The following is a 21,080-nucleotide window of genomic DNA, read 5'->3' on the forward strand; positions in this document are numbered from 1 at the left end:
GACACGCAAATCAATTCTTCAAAGCTGCCCCAATGTCATGGGGCACCGCCCCGCCGTCCTGCATCTCGGCAATGAACCGCGCGGAAAATGCCCAGACGTCAGGCGTATGCACCAGGTGGTGGGTCAACAGCCCCAGCGGCTCCGACGTGCCCGACCGGATATGCGCGACGGCGGTGTCGATCAGCCACTCCGTATCCGCCAAGCTTCTGTTTCCGCGCCAGAAAATCGGGTCGACATGGGTGTTGATCACGCGCAACCCATGGGTGGTTTCCGCGTCCCGCGCGCCAAAGGTCGACAGCCCCCGATACCCCTGCGCGGCCAGTTGCGCCGTCAGCGCGTCACTGATCCGGTTCCACGGCGGCACGAACATCGGCACCAGCGTCGTCCCGAACAACGCCCGCATCCGCGCCAACCCCTGCGCGGTCTCTTCCAAGGCCTCCGGACGGTCCCGCTGAAACTCGGATTTCTTGGCCTCCGGGGCCGATGTGTCGGCATGGGCCCAGCCGTGGACGACAGGGATCAGAAACTCGGAAGCCGTTGAAATATCAGCCAGTTCCGGCGTCGCATGGGCGGGGATCACGGCGATGTGCACCGGCAATTGCGCGTCCCGTGCCAGCCCCTCCAGCCGGTCCAGCGCAAGCGTCGGGGCAATGGCATCATCGTCCCGCCACCAGAACCGCACAGGCCGATCCGCCGCGCGCAAGGCCGCGCGCAATGGGCTCCAGTCAACCTGCATGGCGGTCCTCCACAATCCGGTGCGCAATCCGCACGCTCTCCGCCGCCCCGTCCAAGCCATCAACCAGCGGCGCACGGGGGCTTGCGCCCGCGACACCGCGCACTGCATCCAGCAGGCTCTGCGCCGTCAATTCCCCGGCCCGCAGCACCTGAATTCCGGCCTGTTCCGCCAGCGCATCGGCCCGCAATCCCTGCTCGACCTCGTCGCCCGCGTCAAATGGCACGAACACCGCCCGCACACCGGTTTGCAGCACGTCCAGCGCGGTATTATAGCCGCACATCGACACCGAAACCGCCGCCCCGCGCAGCATCTGGCGAAAGTCGGGGCGGGCCGCGTCAACAGTGCAATTGGCGGGCGCGCGCGCGCGCAAATCCGCCACCCGCGCCGCATTTCCACCGACCAGCAACCGCCAGCGCCGCCCCTTGTCCAGTGCCGCCGCACCCAGGGCCGCGTCAAACAAATGGTCGCCCACGCTGCCACCGCCCGCGCTGACCAGAACTTCGCCCGCACCGATGCCATCCGGGTGGGCTTCTGGTGCCGCCGGGGCGACGAAACCCGTGTAAAACAGGCGTTTGCGCATGGCATCCGTGACCGGCCAGCTCAGCTCCAACGCGGCGATCTCTGCGACCGAATGCACCAGAACCCCGCTGTAAAAGGTCGTGATCAAGGCCTCGGCCATCGCCGCTTTGGCGGGTTTCGATGGCGGGGCAAGGATGTCCCGGACCGAGGACAGCACCGGCACATCACCGGTTTGGGCCGCCAGCAGAAGGGCAGTGAACTCGGCCCGCAGGATGCGACGCCCAAAGGGGAACAGCTCGGTGATCAGCAGGTCGGGGCGGGCATCGGCAAAGGCATCCAGCAAGGCCCCTTGCCGCGCCTCCAGATAGGCCGCATCCGCAACAACACCCTCCGCCGTCAGAACGCGGCTGAAATCCACGCCGTCCGATTTCAGCGGCGGCAGTTGCACCAGTTCCACGCCTGCAAAGTCCAGATACCCCACCGGCGCACCACCGCTGACCAACACCACCTGATCGCCCGCAGCGGCAAAGGCACGGCCCAGCGTCAGGGCACGGGTCAGGTGGCCGGTGCCCAGCAGATGTGTGACGACGATCATGACTTTCATGGGCGTGCCTCCATCCGCACGGGCGTGCCATCGAATGACCAGCCCTTTTCGGAAATGTTGATCACAAACAACCGGTTGCGCTTGACCGCGAAGGGTGCAGGACCATCAAAATCCCAGCCCGTGGCATGGGCCAGCAGCACCCGCATCACGCCGATATGGCAGACCGCGACGCTGTCACGGGTCAGCGCATTGGCCCACGGCACCAGCCGCGCGCGCAGATGGGCGGGGCTTTCGCCGCCGGGCGGGGCATAGTTCCAACCCCAGTCTTCGATGTCGCGAAACCCGCTGGCGGGATCGGCGCGCAATTCGGTGCCGTGCTGTCCCTCCCAATCGCCCCAGTCCATTTCCATCAGCGCCGGATCGGTCCTTGGCACCCGTCCCGCAACCAGTTCGGCGGTTTGGGCGGCCCGTTGCAGCGGGCTGGACCACAGTTGCGCCCTGTCCCACGGGGGCGGCAGGCGCAGTGCGCGCAAGCCCGCAACCGCCTGATCGTCCAGCGGAATATCGGTGCGCCCCTGAATGCGGTGGGCGCGGTTCCATGCGGTGTGTCCATGGCGCAGAAGGGCAAGGCGGATCATCGGGCGCAGTCCTGCAATGCCTGTGCCAAGGTGCGCGCGGCGGCGGGCAGCAGGTGCTGTGCGGCCACCTGCGTGCGCGCGGTGGCCCCGGCGGCGGCGCGGGCAGCGGGGTCGGCCAACAGGGCGTCGATGGCGTGGGCCAGTGCCGTGGGGCCATCCTCGGGCGTGGGATGCCGGCCCACCACCACGTCGCGCACGCCATCACGGTCCTGCGCAACGACAGGGATGCCAGCGGCCTGCGCCTCCAGATAGGTCAGGCCAAAGGCCTCGTTCACGCCGGGCCACAGCAGCAGGGACGCGTGCGCGTAACAGGCGTCCAGCGCGGCGCCGGTCTGCATGCCGCGCAATTGCACACGGCTCCCAAAGGGGGCCATCAGCGCCGCCACATCGTCGCGCGCAGGGCCGTCGCCGACGATGTCAAGTTGCCAATCGGCCGTGACCTGTTGCAGCGTCTCGGCGATCAACCGGTAACTGGCCAGCTTGTCGCCGTGGCGCATCATGGCGACCGACAGCATCGGGCCGGTTTGGTCCGACGGCGCGGGCAGATCGGCGCGCGCCAGAAACGGGTGCAGGTGGATCAACCGCTGGCCTGCGGGGGCATCGCGGCGCAGGGCCTGACTGTCGCGTTCGGTCAGGTACAGCACCGCGTCGGCGGCATCTGCGGCGGCTTCGGCGGCGGCGGCAAAGCCGGCCCATGGCCCCTCCAGCCGCTTGCTGGCACGCGTCGATTCCACTTGCAGGTAAGGGATACCAAGCGCGCGGCAGACCGCAGGGCCGATCAGATCGGGGGCCTTGTAATAGTTGTGATAGGTCAGCCAGTGGGTCCAGCTTGCGGCGTCCTCCGAGGCCAGCAATCGGTCCACTTCCATCTGCGCCTTGGCCGCCAGGTCGGCCTGCAATCCGGCATTGCCGCGCCCGTCATAGATGCGCAGGCCCGAGGTCACTTGCGTGTCATATCCGGCCAGTTGCAGCGCCGCGATCAGCGCACGTGCCATGGCGCGATCGCCCGAGGGCACCGGATGGTCGGGTGCCTTGAGCGGGGCATAGACGGCGACGGTCACGCGTCCCCCGACAACAGTGCGGTCAGGCGGCGGGCCAGGTGGTCGATGCCGGGTTGCATGGTGAATTCGGCGTGCAGACGCGCGTGCGCTGCCTCGGCCATTTGCGGCCCCAGCGCGGGATCGTTTGCCACGCGTTGCATCGCATCGGTCAGCGCCTGCGGGGCGTCATCGCTCAGGATGCCGTGGGTGCCGTCGGTGATAAACTCGGGGATGGCCGACACCGGCGTGGACAGGATCGGCAGCTTTTGACTGGCGGCCTCCATCAGCACGTTGGGCAGCCCGTCGCGGTCGCCGTCTTCGGCCACCCGGCTGGGCAGCACGAACAGGTCGGCCTCGCGCATGGCGGCGATCACCTCGGGCTGGTCGCAGGCCCCGCGCCATGTGATCCGGTCGGCCACGCCTGCGGCCTCGGCCTGTGCGCGCATCACGTCCTTCAGGTCACCGCCGCCGATGTGCGTCCAGTGCCATTGCATCCCGTCCGGCAGCAGGGCCAGCGCCGCGATCAGCCGGTCAAAGCCCTTCTTTTCGACCAGCCGCCCGACGCTCATCATCCGCAGCGGCGCATCCGGCGCGCGCGGGGGGCGGTCGGGGGCAGGGGGGAAGCGGTTCAGATCCAGCCCGTGATAGACCAGATCGACAGGCGTCCCCGCCGACAGGCTGTTCAGATGGTCCGCGCCAAAGGCGGTGCAGGTCGCACCGAAGGCCGCGCCATGGGTGGCGGGCGACAGCTTGTCCCGCAGGTCCCACTCGGGCGAGGTCCAGATGTCCTTGGCATGGGCGGAAAAGCTCCACGGCAGGCCGCGCAGGATGGCGGCATAGCGCGTGACGGATGCAGGTGTGTGCAGGAAATGCGCATACAGCGCCCCGGTGTCGCGGGGCAGTTCGTGCGCCATGACACAGGCCTGACCAAAGCGGCGGATGCGGTTGCGCGTGCGGTCGCGTTTGTAATCGGCGCGGAAGGCAGCCCATGCGGCACCCCATCCCGGCAGGCGGCGGGCGTGCAGGACGGCGCGCGCCACGCGGGCGGGTTCATCGCGCAGGTATTCCGGCAGATAGCGCACCGGCCCGCTGAAACGGTCGTGCAGGGGGTGGGTCTTGGCATCGGTGGGATGGCGCAGCGACCAGATATCAAGGCGCAGGCCAGCGGCCTCAAGCGCCACCAGCTCCTGCGCGATGAACGTCTCGGACAGGCGCGGCCAGCCTTTGACCACCACCGCGAGGCGGGCAGGCGTCTGGGTCATTCGGCGGCGGTCCGGTTGTAGGCACGCGACATCAGGATGTGGGCGCGTGCGTTGACACAGTCCAGCCCGTCCAGCAGCCCGTCGGCCCCCGCATCCGACGGTTTGCCTTGGGTCGGCAGCGCGCGGATGGCGTCGATCATCGCTTGCGTGGTCATGCCGTCGCGGTTCTCGTCCAGCATACGGACCAGGCCCAGCTCCTCGGCGCGGCTGGCGCGTATCCATTGTTCCAGTCGCGGCACCGTGCGCGGCACGATCACCGCGCGTTTGTCAAAGGACAGCACTTCGCAAAACGTGTTGTAGCCGCCCATGCAGACCACGCCCTCGGCCTTGGCAAACAGCGCCTCGATCCGGCTGTCAAAGCCAAGGGCGGTGACGCGCCCGTCCAGCTTGTCCACCCGCGCCTCGAAATCCTCGCGCACTTCGCCCGACAGGAACGGGCCATAAACCAGCATCGCGCGGGGTTCCAGCGTGGGGTCCTGCTCATAGGCGGCCAGCACAAGGTTGACCATCGCGGCCCCGTCGCCACCGCCGCCGGGGGTGATCAGCACATAAGGGTCTTCGGGCACCTCGTCCGACTCGACCCCTTCGCGGCGCAGATAGCCGGTCCAGTACATCCGTGACCGCAGGTCGTCGGAAAGGGCCAGCCCCTCGGTCGGGTCATAGACGGATTTGACGCCATAGACCCACACCTCGTCATAGAACCGCTCGGCCGCGTCCAGCGCGCCCTTGCGGTCCCATTCGGCGGCCAGAACCTCGGGTTCGTCCAGCACATCGCGCAGGCCCAGAACAGTGCGGGTGTGGCCGGTTTCACGGATCAGCTCCAGCGTCGGCAGCAGCTCGCCGCGAAAGCCGGTGGGTTCCTTGTCAACGATCAGCAGGTCGGGGTCATATTGTTCGATGGCCGACCGGATCAGCGCGGCGCGCAGGTTTGTCGTCTCGTCGATGTCCAGCCCCAGCGTCTGGCTGACATAGGAGCCATCGGCCAGCTTGGTCACACCGGGCAGGCGGATGTGGTCGACCCGTTCGGGAAAGGTGAACCGCCCTGCAACCGGCGACCCGGTCAGGATGATCGCAGAGGCATCGGGATTGGCCTGCGTCAGGGCCGCGGCCAGCGCGCGCGAGCGGCGCAGGTGCCCCAGCCCGAATGTGTCGTGGCTGTACAGAACGATACGCCGCGGGCGGTCGGGCGATCTGTTTCTTGCCGGAGCCAGTGTCGTGTCGTGCGCCATCATGAGACACCTTTGATCTTTTGTTGCTACAGGCGCAAGTCGCTTCCGGTCCGGCCAAACACCCCTTTTATGTCATAGACCAATGCGCCCGCTTTGCCAAAGGCGCGGATGCCATCTGCACCCAATTCGACAAACTCGCGGTGTCCGACGGCCACAATGACCGCATCATAGGCACCTTTTCCGGGGGAGGCGACGGTTTCGATCCCGTGGCGGGCGCGCATCACCTCGGCCTCCACCCAGGGCTCGTGCACGTCCACTTGCACCGAGTAGTCCTGCAACTCGGCCACGATGTCGGCCACGCGGGTGTTGCGGGTGTCGGCGCAGTTTTCCTTGAACGTATAGCCCATGATCAGAACCCGCGCGCCCTGAACGCGGTGGCCACGGCCCAGCATCGTCTTGATCAGTGACTGGGCCACATGCGCGCCCATGTGGTCGTTGATACGCCGGCCGGCCAGGATCACCTCGGGGTGATAGCCGACCTGCTGCGCCTTGTAGGTCAGGTAATAGGGATCGACCCCGATACAGTGCCCGCCCACCAGTCCGGGGCGGAAGGGCAGGAAATTCCACTTGGTGCCGGCCGCTTCCAGCACTTCCAGCGTGTCCAGCCCCAGCCGGTTGAAGATCAGCGCGAATTCGTTGACCAGCGCGATGTTCAGGTCGCGCTGGGTGTTCTCGATCACCTTGGCGGCCTCGGCGGTGGCGATGGAGGACGCGCGGTGCAGCCCGGCCTTGACCACGGGGCCATAGATCGCGTCCAGGCGGTCCAGCGTTTCGGCGTCCTGGGCGGCGATGATCTTGACCACGTTTTCCATGGAATGTTCCGCATCGCCGGGGTTCACCCGCTCGGGGGAATAACCCAGCTTGATCTGCGTGCCGACCTCCAGCCCACTGCCCGCCGCCAGTGCAGGGCCACAGACCTCTTCGGTGACGCCGGGGTAGACGGTGCTTTCCAGCACCACCAGCGCGCCATCGGTCAGGTGCGGCGCGATGGTGGCACACGCGCCCAGAACGGGGCCAAGGTCGGGGGTTTTCGCATCGGTGATCGGTGTCGGCACCGCGATGATGAAGTTGCGCGCGCCTTTCAGGTCGGCGGCGTCGGCGCTGAACCGTGCGGTGGTGTGCGCCAGCGACGCATCGGCGACCTCGCCGTTGGGATCGTGGCCCGCGCTGAGGGCGGCGACCATGTTGGGGTCGGTGTCCAGCCCCAGCACGTCAAACCCTGCGCGCGCCAGCGCCAGCGCCAGTGGCAGTCCGACATAGCCAAGCCCGAGAATGGCGATAGGCCCCGTCTGTGCGGGGCCGGATTGGGGGGCGTCTGTCATGGCGGGTCCTTCGGTCTTGGATGCGGTCTGTCCCTGAGGTTCGGCCGCCTTGAATGTTTGTGGCGTAAATATCGCCAAGGACCACAATTGGGGCCTGTCCGCGCGAATTGCAATAAAATGCCGTCTCGGCTAGCGTGATCGTTAACATAATGAAGAAAAGGCGACGTGATGCGGTTTGTTTTCTGCGTTTGGCTGTGCGTTCTGATGATCGTCGGAGCCGCGCCAGCGCCTGCCGTTGCCCAAAGCCTGTTTTCCCCGGCCCCCTCCGAGGCCGAACCGCAGGAACAGGAAGATGCGCTGGCCGAAACCCTGCGCAAGGCCCGCGAAGCCGGACTGAGCGTGATCGTCGTCGACGCCCAGGGCAACCTGATCACCCAGCCCCAGAGCCAGACGGATGCGTCGTCGGCTGAAACGCCGCCGCTCAGCCCCGAAGGGTCGGCGCTGATGCAGGCGCAAAAGCGGGGCGCCAAGTTTCGCGAAACCCTTGGCGAGCGGCTGGACGCGTTGCCGGATTCGCTGAACGAAGTCCGCTTTATCCTGCGCGCCACCAGCCCCGACGGGCGCATCATGACCTATGTCGAGACCCTGTTGATCAGCGCGCTGTTGCTGTTCATCGGCAGCCAGACCATGCGGCGTTTGATTGGGCCTTATGTTTTCAAGGGCTACGTCACCGGACGGATCAAGGAGAACCCGCAGGGCTACCGCGAAAAGATGCCCTTTCTGGTCTTCCGGTTTTTCGTTGGTGTTGGCAGTTCGTTGATTGCGATGTCCATTGCCTACCTTCTGGGCATTTTGTTCTTTGAGCCTGTGACGGATACATCGCTGCAAGTCACAATTCTGGCGATCAACGCCGCCTTTCTGGCGTGCCGGACGGTGGGCGATGTGTGGCGCATGGTGCTGTCACCGTTCCTGACGCAATACCGCATCCCGCGTTTTTCCGACCGTGACGCCAAACGGCTGTACCGCTGGGCGTTCTACGTGGGGTCGCTGGACATCTGCGTGGTGACCTTTGCCACATGGCTGGAAGATTTCGGACTGAACTACAACGTCTATGCCATCGTCTTTGGCCTGCTCAGCCTGACGATGGCGCTGATCAACATCCTGGTGCTGGTGGTGAACCGCCACGCCATCTCGAACGCCATCCGCAACGGGCGCAGCAAGCTGGACGTCGCATGGATCTTGCGCGCGGTGTCGGTGTGGTGGCTGCCGGTGGCGGTCGTCTATGTCATCTTTGGCTGGTTCGAACTGGCCTTTGACCTGGTGCTGGAGATGCCCACCTCGATCCCGCTGATCGCGGGGGCGTATGGCGTGCTGCTGACCATCCTGGTGGTTTACGGTGTCATCAATTACCTGATCGAAAGCTATTTCGAACGGGCCCGCCAGATCGAGCTGATGAACGCCCAGGCCGAAGCCGCCCCCGAAGCGGGCGTGGCAGTGTCCGAACCGGACGGCACCCCCGAGGCAGACGAACCCGCCCCGGCCTTTGCGCCGCGCCACATCATGTACACCTATGAGCAGCTTGCCCGGCGGGTGGCGGGTATTCTGGCCTTTGTCGCGGGCAGCTATGCGCTGTTGCTGATCTGGGGCAGTGCCACGGACATGGTCGAGGGCAACATCTTTGGCCAGTCGCTGCTGGACATCATGGTGATCATCTTTATCGGCTATATCGTCTACCACGCCTTTCGCATCTGGATCGACCGCAAGATCGCCGATGAACAGGGGGACATGGTCGAGGCCGAACTGGGCGACGAGGGCGGCGGCGCCAGCAGTGCCAGCCGTCTGGCCACCTTGTTGCCGCTGTTTCGCAACGTGATGCTGATCGTGGTGGTGGTCACGATCATCCTGATCGTGCTGCTTGAGGTCGGCGTGAATGTCGGGCCGCTGTTTGCCGGTGCGGGTTTCGTCGGCGTCGCCATCGGCTTTGGCAGCCAATCGCTGGTGCGCGACGTGTTTTCGGGCGCGTTCTTTCTGTTCGACGATGCCTTTCGCAAGGGCGAATATATCGACGTGGGCGGCGTCAAGGGCACGGTCGAGAAGATCAGCGTGCGGTCGTTCCAGCTGCGCCATCACCTGGGTGCGCTGCACACCATGCCCTTTGGCGAGATACAGGTGATGACCAACTATTCGCGCGACTGGGTGATCATGAAGCTGCCCCTGCGCGTGACCTATGACACCGACGTGGAAAAGGTGCGCAAGCTGATCAAGAAGCTGGGCGTCGAGCTGTTGGACGATCCGGTCATCGGCGAAAACTTTATCCAGCCGCTGAAGTCACAGGGCGTGATCCAGATGGAAGACAGCGCCATGATCATCCGGGTCAAGTTCATGACCAAACCCGGCGACCAATGGCTGGTGCGCAAGAAGGTTTACGAGGAAATCCGCGCGCTGTTCGAACGCGAGGGCATCCGCTTTGCCCACCGCGAGGTGACCGTGCGGCTGGCCGATGGCAAGGTGTCGGACCTGAACGAGGAACAGCGCGAGGCGGTCACCGCCGCCGCACAGGCCGCGATCGACGAGGACATGCACGACGCGGCGCAGCAGGAGACGGGGGATGACCGCTAGGCCGACATCACCACGGGGTGCAAGGCATCGTCTGGGGCAGGTGCTGGATTACCTGCCCAACCGGGTGATTCCGGTTCTGATGGCGCTGATTGTCTGGCTGGTTGCGGGCAGTGCCAATTTGCAGGTGGTGGCCCTGTTCACCGACGCAACCGGCCCGCTTGCGCTCTATGGGCCGACGGTGCTGTTGGCGGTGGCGGCGGTTTGCCTGTTTGCCATCCGCTCGGGTACGGACAATCGCGCCAGCCTGGCCGCAGACGTGGTGCTGTTCGCGCTGCCCGTGGCCATCATGGCCCTGCGCCCGCCATGGTCCGACGCGGTGGGGCCGGTCTGGGGCGTCGCGTTGATCTGGGCGGTGCAGCTGTTCGCGATGTTCCTGCTGCTGCCGCGCCGGGATTGGGACAACGAATACGCCATGCAGCGGCTGTTTGGCATGACCATCGGCGTGTTCATCGTGCTCTATGTCCTGCTGTCCTGGGACGGCGTCGGCTTTGCCCGTTTCATGGGGTCGCTGTCGCTGTTCGCTGTCTTCCTCGGTCTGCTCATGGTGGCCCTGTCGATCCTGCGGCGCTGGCGGCGGACGGCCTGGGTTGTGGCTGCGGCGGTGGTTGTCAGCATGGTGTTTTTTGAATTCCAGCACGAGGCGGTTTACCGCAACCGCGTGCCGGTCAACGCGGACAACTATGCATCGGCTGATCCCTTTGCGCTGTGGCTGTTTGATCGTGCCGATGCGGACTACTATCGGCGCAACAGAATGCCCTATCCTGTGATCCTGGCCGCGTCCGAAGGCGGCGGCGGCTATGCGATGGCGCATTCCTATGCCTTTCTGTCCAAGATGACGGAGCGCTGCCCGAACTTTGCGCAACACCTGTTCGCGCTGGTGGGGGTGTCGGGGGGACAGGTCGGCAACACGCTGTATCAGGCCAACCTTGCACCCACCAACCCTGCGCAGGTGTCGCAATGCGGGGACGATGCGGTGTCGGATCATGCCGAATATCTGGCAACCGACCACCTGTCACCGCTGCTGGGGCATCTGATGTTCGTGGAAATCCCGCGCAAGCTGCTGTTCCTGGGGGCCGCCGCCAAGGGGCGGACGCGTGCCCTGTTGGAGAGCCTGAACAGGACCACGGCCGACTATGCGGGGGTGCCGGATGTGGCCTATTCCGACCATTTCTGGGAACGCAGCCCCGAAGGCGGGGCCTTTGCCTATCAGTTGAACGGCAAGCCCGCGCTGGTCTCGGTCACGGCGAATGTGCAGACGGGCAATCGCTTTGTCTTTTCGCCCTTCGCGTTCGAGACCCTTGCCGAGACCAGCTGGGAGTTCTTTCAGGGTTCGGGGGACATGCAGACCGGCACGCACACGCTGGTCGAGCCGGACCTTGGCAGTGTCACGCTGGCCTCGGCCAGTTTTCCCTGGGTGACGCCGTCGCTGCGGTTCACCATGCGGCGGGGGTTCAACCAGTTTTTCGACGCGGACCCCGATGATCTGCCCGTGGACGGGACCGACCTGACGGGGGCGGCGGTGGAACATGCCGTCAACCTGGTCGATGGCGGATATTTCGAGAATTCGGGCGCTGAAACCCTCTCTGAGATCATGGCGTCGATCAGCCACGAGACGGGCACCTATCTTCAGCGCGACCGCATCAATCAGGGCGTGGGCCTGCATTGGTACGGGGCCAATGACGATTACGCCCACCGCGCCTTTGCCTCGGTGGACGGCTGCGACAGCCTGGAGGCGCGGGCGGTGCCCTTTATGCAGGACGGTGTCGAATGGGGGCCATGCGAGATGCCGTTTTTCGTGGTCACGGTCCTGATCCGCAACACCCCGCAACGCCCGCAAAGCGGTGCACCGCAGTCGTTCCTGCGCGATCCGGTGACAACGCTGTTGCAGGCACGCAGCGCACGCGGCGAACTGGCCATTGCCACGCTTGAGGAACGCCGCTGTGGTTTCGGGGAAAGCTGTGCGCTGACGCTGGACACCGTCGGCAGCGGCGATCCGAACCCGCAGATCTACGCGGGCATGTTCCAGTCGCTGGTGGACAGCGCCGCGCAAGAGCTGCCATTGGGGTGGAACATGCCACACCCCAAGGTCGCCGCCATCGGCGATTGGGTGGTGCCGCGTGCCGAAGTTTGCGCGCAATTCGAGGGGTTCGAAGGGGCGACAGATTTCGAAACCCCGTATAGCGAAAACGCGCTGCATCCCAAGGCTTTGGATTTGCTGGTGAAACGCAACTGCAGTCATCTGCGCCAGATGGCCAAGTTCTTTGACGCAACGCAGATGGCCAAGGCACTGGAATGGCGGCCCTGAAAGGGGCTATACAAGAGCTGTCAAAAGGCATAGGTCGCGTGCCTTACGCAAACGAAAGCCAAAACCTTTGAAACAGAGCCTTGCCGATGCGCTGACCCAGCGCGGATATGAAACCCTCACGCCCGTACAGGAGGCTGTGACCGACCCGGCCCTTGAAGGGCAGGATTTGCTGGTGTCCGCCCAGACCGGATCGGGCAAGACCGTGGGCTTTGGCCTGGCGCTGGGCTCGACCCTGCTGGGCGACGGCGAAAGCTTTGACCCCGCAAACGCGCCGCTGGCGTTGGTGATCGCACCGACCCGCGAGCTGGCGATGCAGGTAAAGCGCGAACTGGCTTGGCTCTATGAAAAGGCGGGCGTCGTGATGGCGTCCTGTGTGGGCGGCATGGACATGCGCGACGAACGTCGCGCGCTGGACCGCGGGGCGCATATCGTTGTGGCCACGCCGGGGCGTCTGCGCGACCACATCATGCGCGGGTCGATCAACCTTGACTCCATTCGTGGCGTGGTTCTGGACGAAGCCGACGAAATGCTGGATCTGGGGTTCCGCGACGACCTTGAGTACATTCTGGGCGAATGCCCCGAAGACCGCCGCACGCTGATGTTCTCGGCCACGGTGCCGAAGTCCATCGCCGGACTGGCGCAGAAATACCAGCGCAACGCGCAGCGGGTCACGACCCTGTCGGGCACGTCGCAGCATGCCGATATCGAATACCGCGCCATGTCCGTGGCCAACCACGACGGCGAAAGCGCCATCATCAACACCCTGCGGTTCTTCGAGGCACCAAATGCCATCGTGTTCTGCAACACCCGTGCGATGGTTAACCGGATCACCACGCGCCTGTCGAACCGGGGTTTCTCGGTCGTGGCGCTGTCGGGCGAGCTGACACAGGCCGAACGCTCGCACGCGCTGCAAGCGATGCGCGACGGGCGCGCCCGTGTCTGCGTGGCGACCGATGTGGCCGCGCGCGGCATCGACCTGCCCAACCTTGATCTGGTGGTGCACGCCGAACTGCCGTCGAACCACGAAACGCTGTTGCACCGCTCAGGCCGGACGGGTCGGGCAGGGCGCAAGGGCGTCAGCGCGCTGATCGTCACCGCCAAGGTGCGGTCGAAAGCGACACGCATCCTGAAGATGGCCCAGCTTGAGGCGACATGGGGCGAAGCGCCCAGTGCCGACGCTGTGCGCGCCCAGGACGAGGCCCGCCTGCTGGCCGATCCGATGTGGTACGAACCCATCGAGGAAAGCGAAGCCGGTCTGGTCGCCAAGCTGGCCGAGATGTACACGCCCGAACAACTGGCCGCCGCCACCGTGCGCGTGCTGGCGCAACGCTATACCGCGCCCGAAGACCTGTCGGCTGCCTCCAACGAAGCACCCAAACCGCGCCAGGCCTTTGGCCCCAGCGTGTGGTTCTCGGTCTCGGGTGGCCGCAATCAGGGCGTCGAAGTGCGCCGCCTGCTGCCGATCCTGTGCAAGGCCGGCGACGTGACCAAGGATGATCTGGGCGCGATCCGCATTTCGGACGATGCCTCCTATGTGGAAATCCTGCAATCCAGCGCCGACAGTTTTGCGGCCGCGCTGGGCAATGACATGACCGTCGAGGGCGGGCTGAAGCTGGAGCGTCTGGCGACACCACCCGCCGAGGCCAACCGTCCCAAACCCGCGTATAAGCCGCGCGACGACCGTGGTCCGGCCAAGGGTGGCAAGCCACCCTACAAGGCCCGCGAAGGCGGCGAACGCGCACCGCGTCCGCCCCGCGACGACAAGCCGAAAAAGCAGTGGGATGATAAGCCCAAGAAACAGTGGGACGACAAGCCCCGCGCCGAACCGGCCCTAAGCCGCGCACCGGAAACACATGCCGCGCCGAAATCGGACAAGCCTGCGTACAAGACCGCGCCCAAGCCGGACCAGAAGGCAAAACCCGACTGCAAGGCCAAGTCGGATTACAAACCCAAATCGGACTATAACCCCGACGACAAGCCCGCGCGCAAAGGCCCGCCCAAATCCGCAGGCCCGATCGACTGGAACGACACGTCGACCCCGCGCCGCAAGAAGCCGAAGGGCGGCAAACCCGCGACCCCGCACAGCGCGCACAAGAAAAAGCCGCGCTCGACCATGGATAACGCCCGCGCTGATGGCGCCGTGACCACACCGCGTGGTGCGGGGGCCGGTGGCAAACCCAAGGGCAAAGGCGCACCAGCGGGTGGCTTCAAAGGCAAACCAGCGGGCAAACCCGCCGGGAAACCCGCAGGCAAACGCGGCTTTGCCGGACCGGGCGGCAGCCAGCCGCCGCGCAAACCGCGCGGCTAAGGGCACTTACGACTTGTAAGGGTCCAGGCTGTCCCGCAGCCCGTCGCCCAGAAAGTTGAACGCCAGAACCACGATAATGATCGGCAGCATCGGGATCGCCGTCCACGGATAGATCTCGATGCTGGCCAGGTTCTGCGCATCGTTCAGCATAACACCCCAACTGACAGCAGGCGCACGCAGGCCCAGCCCCAGAAACGACAGGGCGGTTTCGCCCAATATCATCGCAGGGATCGACAGCGTGGCACTGGCGATCAGGTGCGACATGAAGTTGGGCAACAGGTGCCTGCGGATCACGCGCCCCGGCTTGGCCCCCATCATTTCAGCGGCACGCACGTATTCTTCCTCGCGCAGGCTCAGGAACTTGGACCGCACCGCCCGCGCCAGCCCCGGCCAGTCGAGGATGCCGAGGATGATCGAGATGATGAAGAACACCGCCACCGGCCCCCAGTTCGACGGCACCGCCGCCGACAGCGCCAGCCACAGGGGCAGTTCGGGCAGGCTGCGCAGGATTTCGATGGCGCGGTTGATGATCCAGTCGGTCTTGCCGCCGAAATAGCCCGCGATCGAGCCGAAGAAGATGCCCAGCACAAAGGAAACCGTGATCCCGATCAGGCCCACGGTCAGCGACAGCTGCGCGCCATAGAGGATACGGCTGAACACGTCGCGGCCCAGCCGGTCGGACCCCCACAGGAACACCGTCGCCCCTTCGGGGGCGCAGAACAGGTGCGTATCTGACGGGATGAATCCCAACAGCTTGTATGCGCCACCCTCGCAGAACATCTGCAATCGCATGGGCCGGGCGGTGTCGGTTTCATATTGCCAACGGAAATTGACCAGGTCCGCCTGACCCGTTGTCGGATAGACAAAGGGTCCGATCAACGTACCCTCGTGGAACAGGTGTATCGCCTGCGGTGGATGATAAAGGTATTCGGCGCTGCGTTCATTCGCCGTGTAGGGCGCGATAAAACCCGCGACGGGCAGCAGCAGGTAGCTGACCAGCAGAAACAGCCCCGCGATCAGCCCCAGCCTGTGCCGCCGGAACCGCCGCCAGACCAGCTGCCAGGCGGGCGCGTCCATGTCCTTGCGGTCCAATGCGCTGAGGTTCTCATCAGGATCGTAGGGCGCGTCGTCGATATAGTGGCCGTCGGGCAAAGTGCTCATCCCTCGCGTGCTCCGTAACGGATGCGCGGGTCAAGCAGCACCAGAAGCAGGTCGGAAATCATCGTCCCGATCAATGTCAGCAGCGCCACGAACATCAGCACGAAACCGGCCAGGAACTGGTCCTGCGATTTCAGCGCCGTCAGCAGGGCGGGGCCAATGGTTTGCAGTCCCAGCACCACCGACACCAGAACCGACCCCGACACCATCGCGGGCAGCAGGTTGCCGATGTCGGCGACAAACGGGTTGAACGCCATGCGCAGCGGGTATTTGGCCAGCAGGCGGGTGGGGGACATGCCCTTGGCCCGGGCGGTCTCGACGTAGGGTTTGCTCAGTTCGTCCAGCATGTTCGCCCGCAGCCGCTGCATCATCGCTGCGGCACCGGATGTGCCGATGACGAATGTGGGGACGATCAGGTGCACAAGGATCGACTGCACTTTGGCCGGGCTCATCGGCTCGCCTTCGAATTCGGGGGCCATCAGCCCGCCGATGGGCAGGCCGAGGTATTTGTGCCCGTAGTAGAACAGGATCAGGGCCAGCAAAAAGTTCGGCGTGGCCAGCCCCAGGTAACCGACAAAGGCCGCCGAATAGTCCACCCATGTTTCGGATTTCGCCGCCGCCAGCACCCCCAGCGGCAGCGCCACCACATAGACAAAGATCACGGCGGCCAGGTTCACCAGCACGGTCAGCCACAGCGCATCGCCCACAATCTCGGCCACGGGCTGATCGAACTCGAACGACCAGCCGAAATCGCCCTGTATCAGCCCGCTGAACCCTTGCGGACCGGGGGCGGCACCGACCCAGATCAGGTATTGCATCCACAGCGGCCGATCCAGCGCGTATTCGGTGCGCAGGAACTCGGCCTTGGCGACGCCTTCGGCCTGTCCGGTGGCGCGCAGTTCCGCGATCTGGTTGGACAGGTAATCACCCGGTGGCAGGTTGATGATGGCAAAGATCAGGATCGACACCACGCCCAGCGTCAGCAGCATCGTCACCAGACGATAAGCCGCGTATTTGAGAAACATCATTCGCTCACCCGTGCTGTCTGCGCAGGCAGATCGAACCAGAATTCATCAATCCGGTGCACGCCGAAATGCGCCCCCGGCTCCCACGCCCATGTGGCCACTTCGGGCACGTTGCGCAGGGCGTTGTTCACCACGATGGGCTGTGGTGCTTCGGACAGGATGCCTATGCCATATTGTTCGCTGGCGTGGATCTCCAGCATTTCGCGCCAGATGGCGCTGCGGGTTTCCGTGTCGGTCGCGGCGCTCCATTCCTCGGAGAGCACCAGCAGCCGTTTGGCCTGTGGCATGTCCACCGGTTCGCCTGCCGCGCCGCGGGTTTGATAATACTGGCCCCACATGGGCCAGGCCATAAAGTCCTGTTCGGTCGGGGCCAGATAACCGGGTGGTGTGTAGGGCTGTGGCAGCCCGTTGTCCCAGCCGTACCAGACACCTGCCATGCTGACACCGGCGTACAGACGGTTGCGCAGGATGTCGCGGTCCAGCGGGCGCATCACCAGCTTGATCCCAAGCTCGCGCCATGTGTCGGTGATGATGGCCAGCGCGTTTTCAACCTCTTGCCGTTCGCCGGCGGTTTCGATCACGAATTCCATGGGCCGGCCGTCCGGCAGCTTGCGCAAACCGGCGGGCGTACGTTCGGTCAGGCCCATGTCATCCAGAAGCGCGTTTGCGGCATCGGGGTCGTAGCTGGCCCATGCGTGCAGGTTCGCCTCTGAGAAAAAGGCGCTTTCGGGCAAGGCGGTCATGCCGCCTTCCATCCCCAGTCCGAAATACAGTGCACGGTTGATCATGTGCCGGTCGATGCCCATCGACAGCGCGCGGCGAAAGCGCACGTCGCGCATGACCTCGCGCCAGACGGGATCGGCAAAGTTCAGGTTGGGATAGATGGCGATCTGGCTGGCGGCCCCGTTGCCCCACAGCAGCGTGTGATAATCCGCGCCGTCGCTTTCGCCCTTTTTCAGCACCGACACGTCATTGAAATCCAGGCCCCGCGCCTGCAGGTCCACCTCGCCCGCGTTGGATTTCGCGGCGACCAGCCCCGCCCCCACCACGGTCATTTCCACCACGTCGATATAGGGCAATTGCACGCCGCGTGCGTCGACACGGTGAAAATAGGGATTGCGCACGTAAAGCTGGCGCGAGGAGCGGTTGGGGGTGGCGTTCATCCACGGTTGCAAGGTCGGCAGGTCGGGGTTGTCGAACTTGTACATATTGTCGATGCGGTTGTGCAGGGCGGCCCAGCCACGCACCCGCTGCCGGTCGATCTCTTTTTCCAGCAGGTCGGGGTCGGCGTAGTTTGCGTGGAAGTTTTTCAGATAGGTCGAAGGCCGGTAAATGAATGGCGGCCGCGCGGCGGCGAGTTCCTGCAGGAACTCGGGGTTGGCGACAGGCCATTCCACCACCACCGTCCAGGGGTCGGGAAAGGTCATCGTGGCCAGTTGCCCGCGCACCCGCATGACGTCGGGGGGGCCGTTGGGGGTCAGTTCGGGATTGTTGGCGACATCGTTCCACCAATAGGCAAAATCCGCCGAGGTGAAATCCGACCCGTCCGACCATTTGTGCCCCTTGCGCAGATGCAACGTAAAGCGGCGGTCGTCCTCGACGGTCACATCGCGCAGGATGTCGGGTTTCAGGTTGTAATTCTGGTCATAGCCAACCAGCCGGGCATAGCCATAGACGACCATTTGGCGGACGTCCTTGGACCGTGAAATCATGGTGCGCAGGGTGCCGCCCTGTTTGCCGAAACTGCGGCCTTTGGCTTCGAGATCGACGACCAGCGGTTCCTGCGGAATGCGCTGGGCGGCAGGGGGCATCACGCCGCGCGCCACCTGGTCGGCCCAAAAGCTGCTTTCCTGAACGGGCAGCGTTTGCGCCGCCAGCGGGGCGGCCAGCGCCACGGCAGCGGCCAGCAGCAGGGGGCGCAGGTGCCTAAACATGGCAGCGCACCTGGTGGCCCGGGTTCACTTCGACCAGCGCGGGGGCGGTTGTGCCCTCAAACCGGAACATCTCGGGCCAGGACGCGGGCGAACCGGCCCCCTTGGCGACCAGCGCCAGATCGATCGGACGCGACAGGTCCGGTTCGGGCTGGGCCGCGATCAGCGCCTTGGTATAGGGGTGCTGCGGGCTGTAGAACAACGTGTCGGGCGGCGCTTGCTCGACGATCACGCCCTGGCGCATCACCGCGACTTCATCGGCGATGCGCGACACCACGGCCAGGTCGTGGCTGATGAACAGATAGCTCAGCCCCATGCGTTCCTGAATGTCCTCCAGCAGCGTCAGGATCTGTTCCTGCACGCTGACGTCCAGCGCCGAGGTCGGCTCGTCACAGACCAGCAGCTGCGGGTCCAGCGTCAGGGCGCGCGCGATCGACAGGCGCTGGCGCTGGCCGCCGGAAAAGGCGTGCGGAAAGCGGCCCAGCATGTCGGGCGACAGACCGACCCAGCGCAGCATTTCGGCGGCTTTGTCGCGGCGGTCGGCGCGGGTGCCAAGACCGTGGATCTCCATCGGCTCGGTCAGCGCCTCCTGGATGCGCATACGGGGGGACAGGGAGGAATAGGGGTCCTGGAACACCATCTGCGCCGCACGCTGGAAACAGGTGCGTTGGGCGCGGTCCATGGCGTGCACCGGCAACGCATCCTCTGCCCCTTTGGCGCGAAACAGCACACGGCTGCCGGCATCGGGCGCTTCTGCGCCCAATGCAATACGCGCACATGTCGTCTTGCCCGAGCCGCTTTCGCCCACCACGGCCAATGTGCGGCCACGGGGCAGGGACAGGTTCACGTCGATACAGGCGCGCACGCGGATCGGAGCCTTCCAGCCGCCTGCGCGCACCTGATAGGTTTTGCTGACGTGCTGCATGTCCAGGATCAGGTCATTGTAGACAACCGGATCGGAGGGCGCTGCGACCTGGGGGATCATCGGGGCTGCGGCGAACAGCTTTTGCGTATAGCCGTGTTGCGGTGCGCCCAGCACGGCCGCGGCGGGGCCGCTTTCCATCACCTTGCCCTTGTTCATCACCACGACCTTTTCGGCCATGTTGGCGACCACGCCCAGATCATGGGTCACAAGGATCACCGCCATGCCTGTGTCGCGCTGCAATTGTTTGATCAGCCCCAGCACCTGTGCCTGTGTGGTCACGTCCAGCGCGGTGGTCGGTTCGTCCGCGATCAGCAGATCGGGGCGCGCCACCATCGCCATGGCGATCATCGCCCGCTGGCGCATGCCCCCCGACAGCTCGAACGGATAGGCGCGCCAGACGCGTGCGGGATCGGTAAAACCGACCTGTTCAAAGGTTTCCAGCACCTGCTTGCGCGGATTGGCCCCGGTTTTCGAGCGGTGCAGTTTCAGCACTTCAGAGACCTGATTGCCGATCCTGTGCAGCGGCGACAGGGATCGCATCGGTTCCTGGAAGATCATCGAGATCTGGTTGCCGCGAATGTCGCGCATCTGGCGGGCGGGCAGGGTCAGCAGGTCCTGAACCGCGCCGGCGCGGCCAAAGCGGATGCTGCCCGACCGCAGCTGCGCGGACCCGGGAAGGATGCGCAACACCGACCGGCAGGTCAGCGTCTTGCCCGACCCGCTTTCACCCACCAGCGCCAGCGTTTCACCAGGCATCACGGAAAAGCTGACGCCCTGCACCACGGGCGGCGCCGTGCCGAACCCGATGCTTAGGTCTGCCACATCAAGAAGTGGTGTCATCTTTTCCCCTGTTGCGCGTCGTTTGCGGCGCAGTGTTTGAACCAGTGAAACCCGATTCCGCCCAATAGGTCCAGTGATGGCGCGTTTGTGTGCCACTTACCCTACACATTGATGGCTTTGTGCCCCATGTAGGAGAGAATTGCTCTGATAAGAAAGCCTTCTGCATGAGCCGACTGGATTTGTTTATCGATCGGATGGTGTCGCAGCGCGCCTGTCTGGAACATGCTGCCGCTTTGGTGGCCGATATGAACGGCCCCGCGTTCGAGCTTGGTCTGGGCAATGGCCGCACCTACCATCACATGCGCAAGGTGCTGGACCCGCGCGATATCTACGTCTTTGAACGCGCGGTTGCGTCACATCCGGACAGCACGCCGCCCGACGACATGCTGATCCTGGGGGACGTGTTCGAAACCCTGCCGCAGGCGCTGGACCGTTTCGGGCCTGTGGCGGCGCTGGTGCATGCCGATCTGGGCGGCCATGACCGGGCCAAGAATGACACCTTTGCGCGCAACATCTCGCCCTATGTTCAGCCGCTGCTGGCGCCGGGCGGTGTCATGGTGTCCAGTGACAGGATGTATTTCGAGGGATTCGAAGAACTGCCCCTGCCTGAACACGCGGTGCCGGGGCGCTGCTTTATCTACCGCGCGCCGGGCTAGGCACATTCCTGCTGTCCTGCGCTGATGTCCATTTGTGACGTGGCGGCTTTTGTTGCAGCGCCTATGTTCTTCTTGCGGGCCTT

At 64.9% G+C, this 21,080-nt stretch carries 15 protein-coding genes; 4 read left to right on the forward strand and 11 right to left on the reverse strand.

The features are described from left to right. Window positions 1-10 precede the first annotated feature (10 nt). From BUC08_RS05745 to BUC08_RS05775, 7 genes are read right to left on the reverse strand one after another with little or no spacing between them, the layout of a single operon-like run. A complete protein-coding gene (locus tag BUC08_RS05745; protein WP_037924753.1) occupies window positions 11-736 on the reverse strand; it encodes a polysaccharide deacetylase family protein in 726 nt (241 codons plus the stop codon). Beyond that, complete coding sequence (locus BUC08_RS05750) at window positions 726-1,859, reverse strand: glycosyltransferase family protein (protein ID WP_037924754.1); 1,134 nt, start codon at window positions 1,857-1,859, stop codon at window positions 726-728. The genes BUC08_RS05745 and BUC08_RS05750 overlap by 11 nt, the downstream gene beginning before the upstream one ends. After that, window positions 1,856-2,437: a histidine phosphatase family protein gene (locus tag BUC08_RS05755; RefSeq protein WP_037924756.1), complete on the reverse strand. Its 582-nt coding sequence runs from the start codon at window positions 2,435-2,437 to the stop codon at window positions 1,856-1,858. Before BUC08_RS05755 ends, BUC08_RS05750 begins: the two co-directional genes overlap by 4 nt. Further along, the gene (locus BUC08_RS05760; RefSeq protein ID WP_234973744.1) at window positions 2,434-3,498 is read right to left on the reverse strand and encodes a glycosyltransferase family 4 protein; all 1,065 of its coding nucleotides are present in this window, start codon (window positions 3,496-3,498) and stop codon (window positions 2,434-2,436) included. The genes BUC08_RS05755 and BUC08_RS05760 overlap by 4 nt, the downstream gene beginning before the upstream one ends. Further along, window positions 3,495-4,739, reverse strand: coding sequence for a glycosyltransferase family 4 protein (locus tag BUC08_RS05765; protein WP_037924759.1), 1,245 nt, complete (start codon window positions 4,737-4,739; stop codon window positions 3,495-3,497). Before BUC08_RS05765 ends, BUC08_RS05760 begins: the two co-directional genes overlap by 4 nt. Beyond that, window positions 4,736-5,968 (reverse strand): glycosyltransferase family protein, encoded by a 1,233-nt coding sequence (locus BUC08_RS05770; RefSeq protein ID WP_037925569.1) that lies wholly within the window; start codon window positions 5,966-5,968, stop codon window positions 4,736-4,738. The genes BUC08_RS05765 and BUC08_RS05770 overlap by 4 nt, the downstream gene beginning before the upstream one ends. Before the next feature lie 26 nt (window positions 5,969-5,994). Next, window positions 5,995-7,290 carry a nucleotide sugar dehydrogenase gene (locus BUC08_RS05775; RefSeq protein ID WP_037924761.1) on the reverse strand — a complete coding sequence of 432 codons (1,296 nt, stop codon included), beginning with the start codon at window positions 7,288-7,290 and terminating at the stop codon, window positions 5,995-5,997. Window positions 7,291-7,458: 168 nt separating this feature from the next. Here BUC08_RS05775 and BUC08_RS05780 point away from each other — a divergent pair, with 168 nt between their 5' ends. The 3 genes from BUC08_RS05780 (at window position 7,459) to BUC08_RS05790 (ending at window position 14,462) form a co-directional block, all read left to right on the forward strand. Continuing rightward, window positions 7,459-9,849, forward strand: a complete 2,391-nt coding sequence (locus BUC08_RS05780) for a mechanosensitive ion channel family protein (RefSeq protein WP_037924764.1) — start codon at window positions 7,459-7,461, stop codon at window positions 9,847-9,849. Continuing rightward, window positions 9,839-12,154: a DUF998 domain-containing protein gene (locus BUC08_RS05785; RefSeq protein ID WP_143186685.1), complete on the forward strand. Its 2,316-nt coding sequence runs from the start codon at window positions 9,839-9,841 to the stop codon at window positions 12,152-12,154. Before BUC08_RS05780 ends, BUC08_RS05785 begins: the two co-directional genes overlap by 11 nt. Window positions 12,155-12,221: 67 nt before the next feature. Beyond that, window positions 12,222-14,462, forward strand: coding sequence for a DEAD/DEAH box helicase (locus tag BUC08_RS05790; protein ID WP_037924769.1), 2,241 nt, complete (start codon window positions 12,222-12,224; stop codon window positions 14,460-14,462). 6 nt (window positions 14,463-14,468) lie between these two features. On the opposite strand, the gene BUC08_RS05795 is transcribed toward BUC08_RS05790, so the two are convergent. From BUC08_RS05795 to BUC08_RS05810, 4 genes are read right to left on the reverse strand one after another with little or no spacing between them, the layout of a single operon-like run. Further along, window positions 14,469-15,623, reverse strand: coding sequence for an ABC transporter permease (locus tag BUC08_RS05795; protein ID WP_037924771.1), 1,155 nt, complete (start codon window positions 15,621-15,623; stop codon window positions 14,469-14,471). Then, on the reverse strand, window positions 15,620-16,648 hold the full coding sequence (locus BUC08_RS05800; protein WP_037924774.1) for an ABC transporter permease: 1,029 nt from the start codon (window positions 16,646-16,648) through the stop codon (window positions 15,620-15,622). The genes BUC08_RS05795 and BUC08_RS05800 overlap by 4 nt, the downstream gene beginning before the upstream one ends. After that, a complete protein-coding gene (locus BUC08_RS05805) occupies window positions 16,645-18,579 on the reverse strand; it encodes an ABC transporter substrate-binding protein (protein WP_174861719.1) in 1,935 nt (644 codons plus the stop codon). Before BUC08_RS05805 ends, BUC08_RS05800 begins: the two co-directional genes overlap by 4 nt. After that, entirely contained in the window at window positions 18,572-20,341 is a 1,770-nt protein-coding gene (locus BUC08_RS05810) for an ABC transporter ATP-binding protein (protein ID WP_037924776.1), read from the reverse strand. The genes BUC08_RS05805 and BUC08_RS05810 overlap by 8 nt, the downstream gene beginning before the upstream one ends. A gap of 164 nt (window positions 20,342-20,505) precedes the next feature. Between BUC08_RS05810 and BUC08_RS05815 the strand changes: the two genes are divergently transcribed. Further along, window positions 20,506-20,997: a class I SAM-dependent methyltransferase gene (locus BUC08_RS05815; protein ID WP_037924778.1), complete on the forward strand. Its 492-nt coding sequence runs from the start codon at window positions 20,506-20,508 to the stop codon at window positions 20,995-20,997. Window positions 20,998-21,080 lie beyond the last annotated feature (83 nt).

It is taken from the genome of Pseudosulfitobacter pseudonitzschiae, assembly GCF_900129395.1.
Taxonomy (GTDB): domain Bacteria; phylum Pseudomonadota; class Alphaproteobacteria; order Rhodobacterales; family Rhodobacteraceae; genus Pseudosulfitobacter; species Pseudosulfitobacter pseudonitzschiae.

Coding starts and splice junctions, on each gene's coding strand:
- BUC08_RS05765 (WP_037924759.1), bottom strand. CDS start 4,739: ATGACCCAGACGCCTGCCCGCCTCGCGGTGGTGGTCAAAGGCTGGCCG.
- BUC08_RS05800 (WP_037924774.1), bottom strand. CDS start 16,648: ATGATGTTTCTCAAATACGCGGCTTATCGTCTGGTGACGATGCTGCTG.
- BUC08_RS05750 (WP_037924754.1), bottom strand. CDS start 1,859: ATGAAAGTCATGATCGTCGTCACACATCTGCTGGGCACCGGCCACCTG.
- BUC08_RS05745 (WP_037924753.1), bottom strand. CDS start 736: ATGCAGGTTGACTGGAGCCCATTGCGCGCGGCCTTGCGCGCGGCGGAT.
- BUC08_RS05815 (WP_037924778.1), top strand. CDS start 20,506: ATGAGCCGACTGGATTTGTTTATCGATCGGATGGTGTCGCAGCGCGCC.
- BUC08_RS05755 (WP_037924756.1), bottom strand. CDS start 2,437: ATGATCCGCCTTGCCCTTCTGCGCCATGGACACACCGCATGGAACCGC.
- BUC08_RS05785 (WP_143186685.1), top strand. CDS start 9,839: ATGACCGCTAGGCCGACATCACCACGGGGTGCAAGGCATCGTCTGGGG.
- BUC08_RS05805 (WP_174861719.1), bottom strand. CDS start 18,579: ATGTTTAGGCACCTGCGCCCCCTGCTGCTGGCCGCTGCCGTGGCGCTG.
- BUC08_RS05810 (WP_037924776.1), bottom strand. CDS start 20,341: ATGACACCACTTCTTGATGTGGCAGACCTAAGCATCGGGTTCGGCACG.
- BUC08_RS05770 (WP_037925569.1), bottom strand. CDS start 5,968: ATGGCGCACGACACGACACTGGCTCCGGCAAGAAACAGATCGCCCGAC.
- BUC08_RS05775 (WP_037924761.1), bottom strand. CDS start 7,290: ATGACAGACGCCCCCCAATCCGGCCCCGCACAGACGGGGCCTATCGCC.
- BUC08_RS05795 (WP_037924771.1), bottom strand. CDS start 15,623: ATGAGCACTTTGCCCGACGGCCACTATATCGACGACGCGCCCTACGAT.
- BUC08_RS05780 (WP_037924764.1), top strand. CDS start 7,459: ATGCGGTTTGTTTTCTGCGTTTGGCTGTGCGTTCTGATGATCGTCGGA.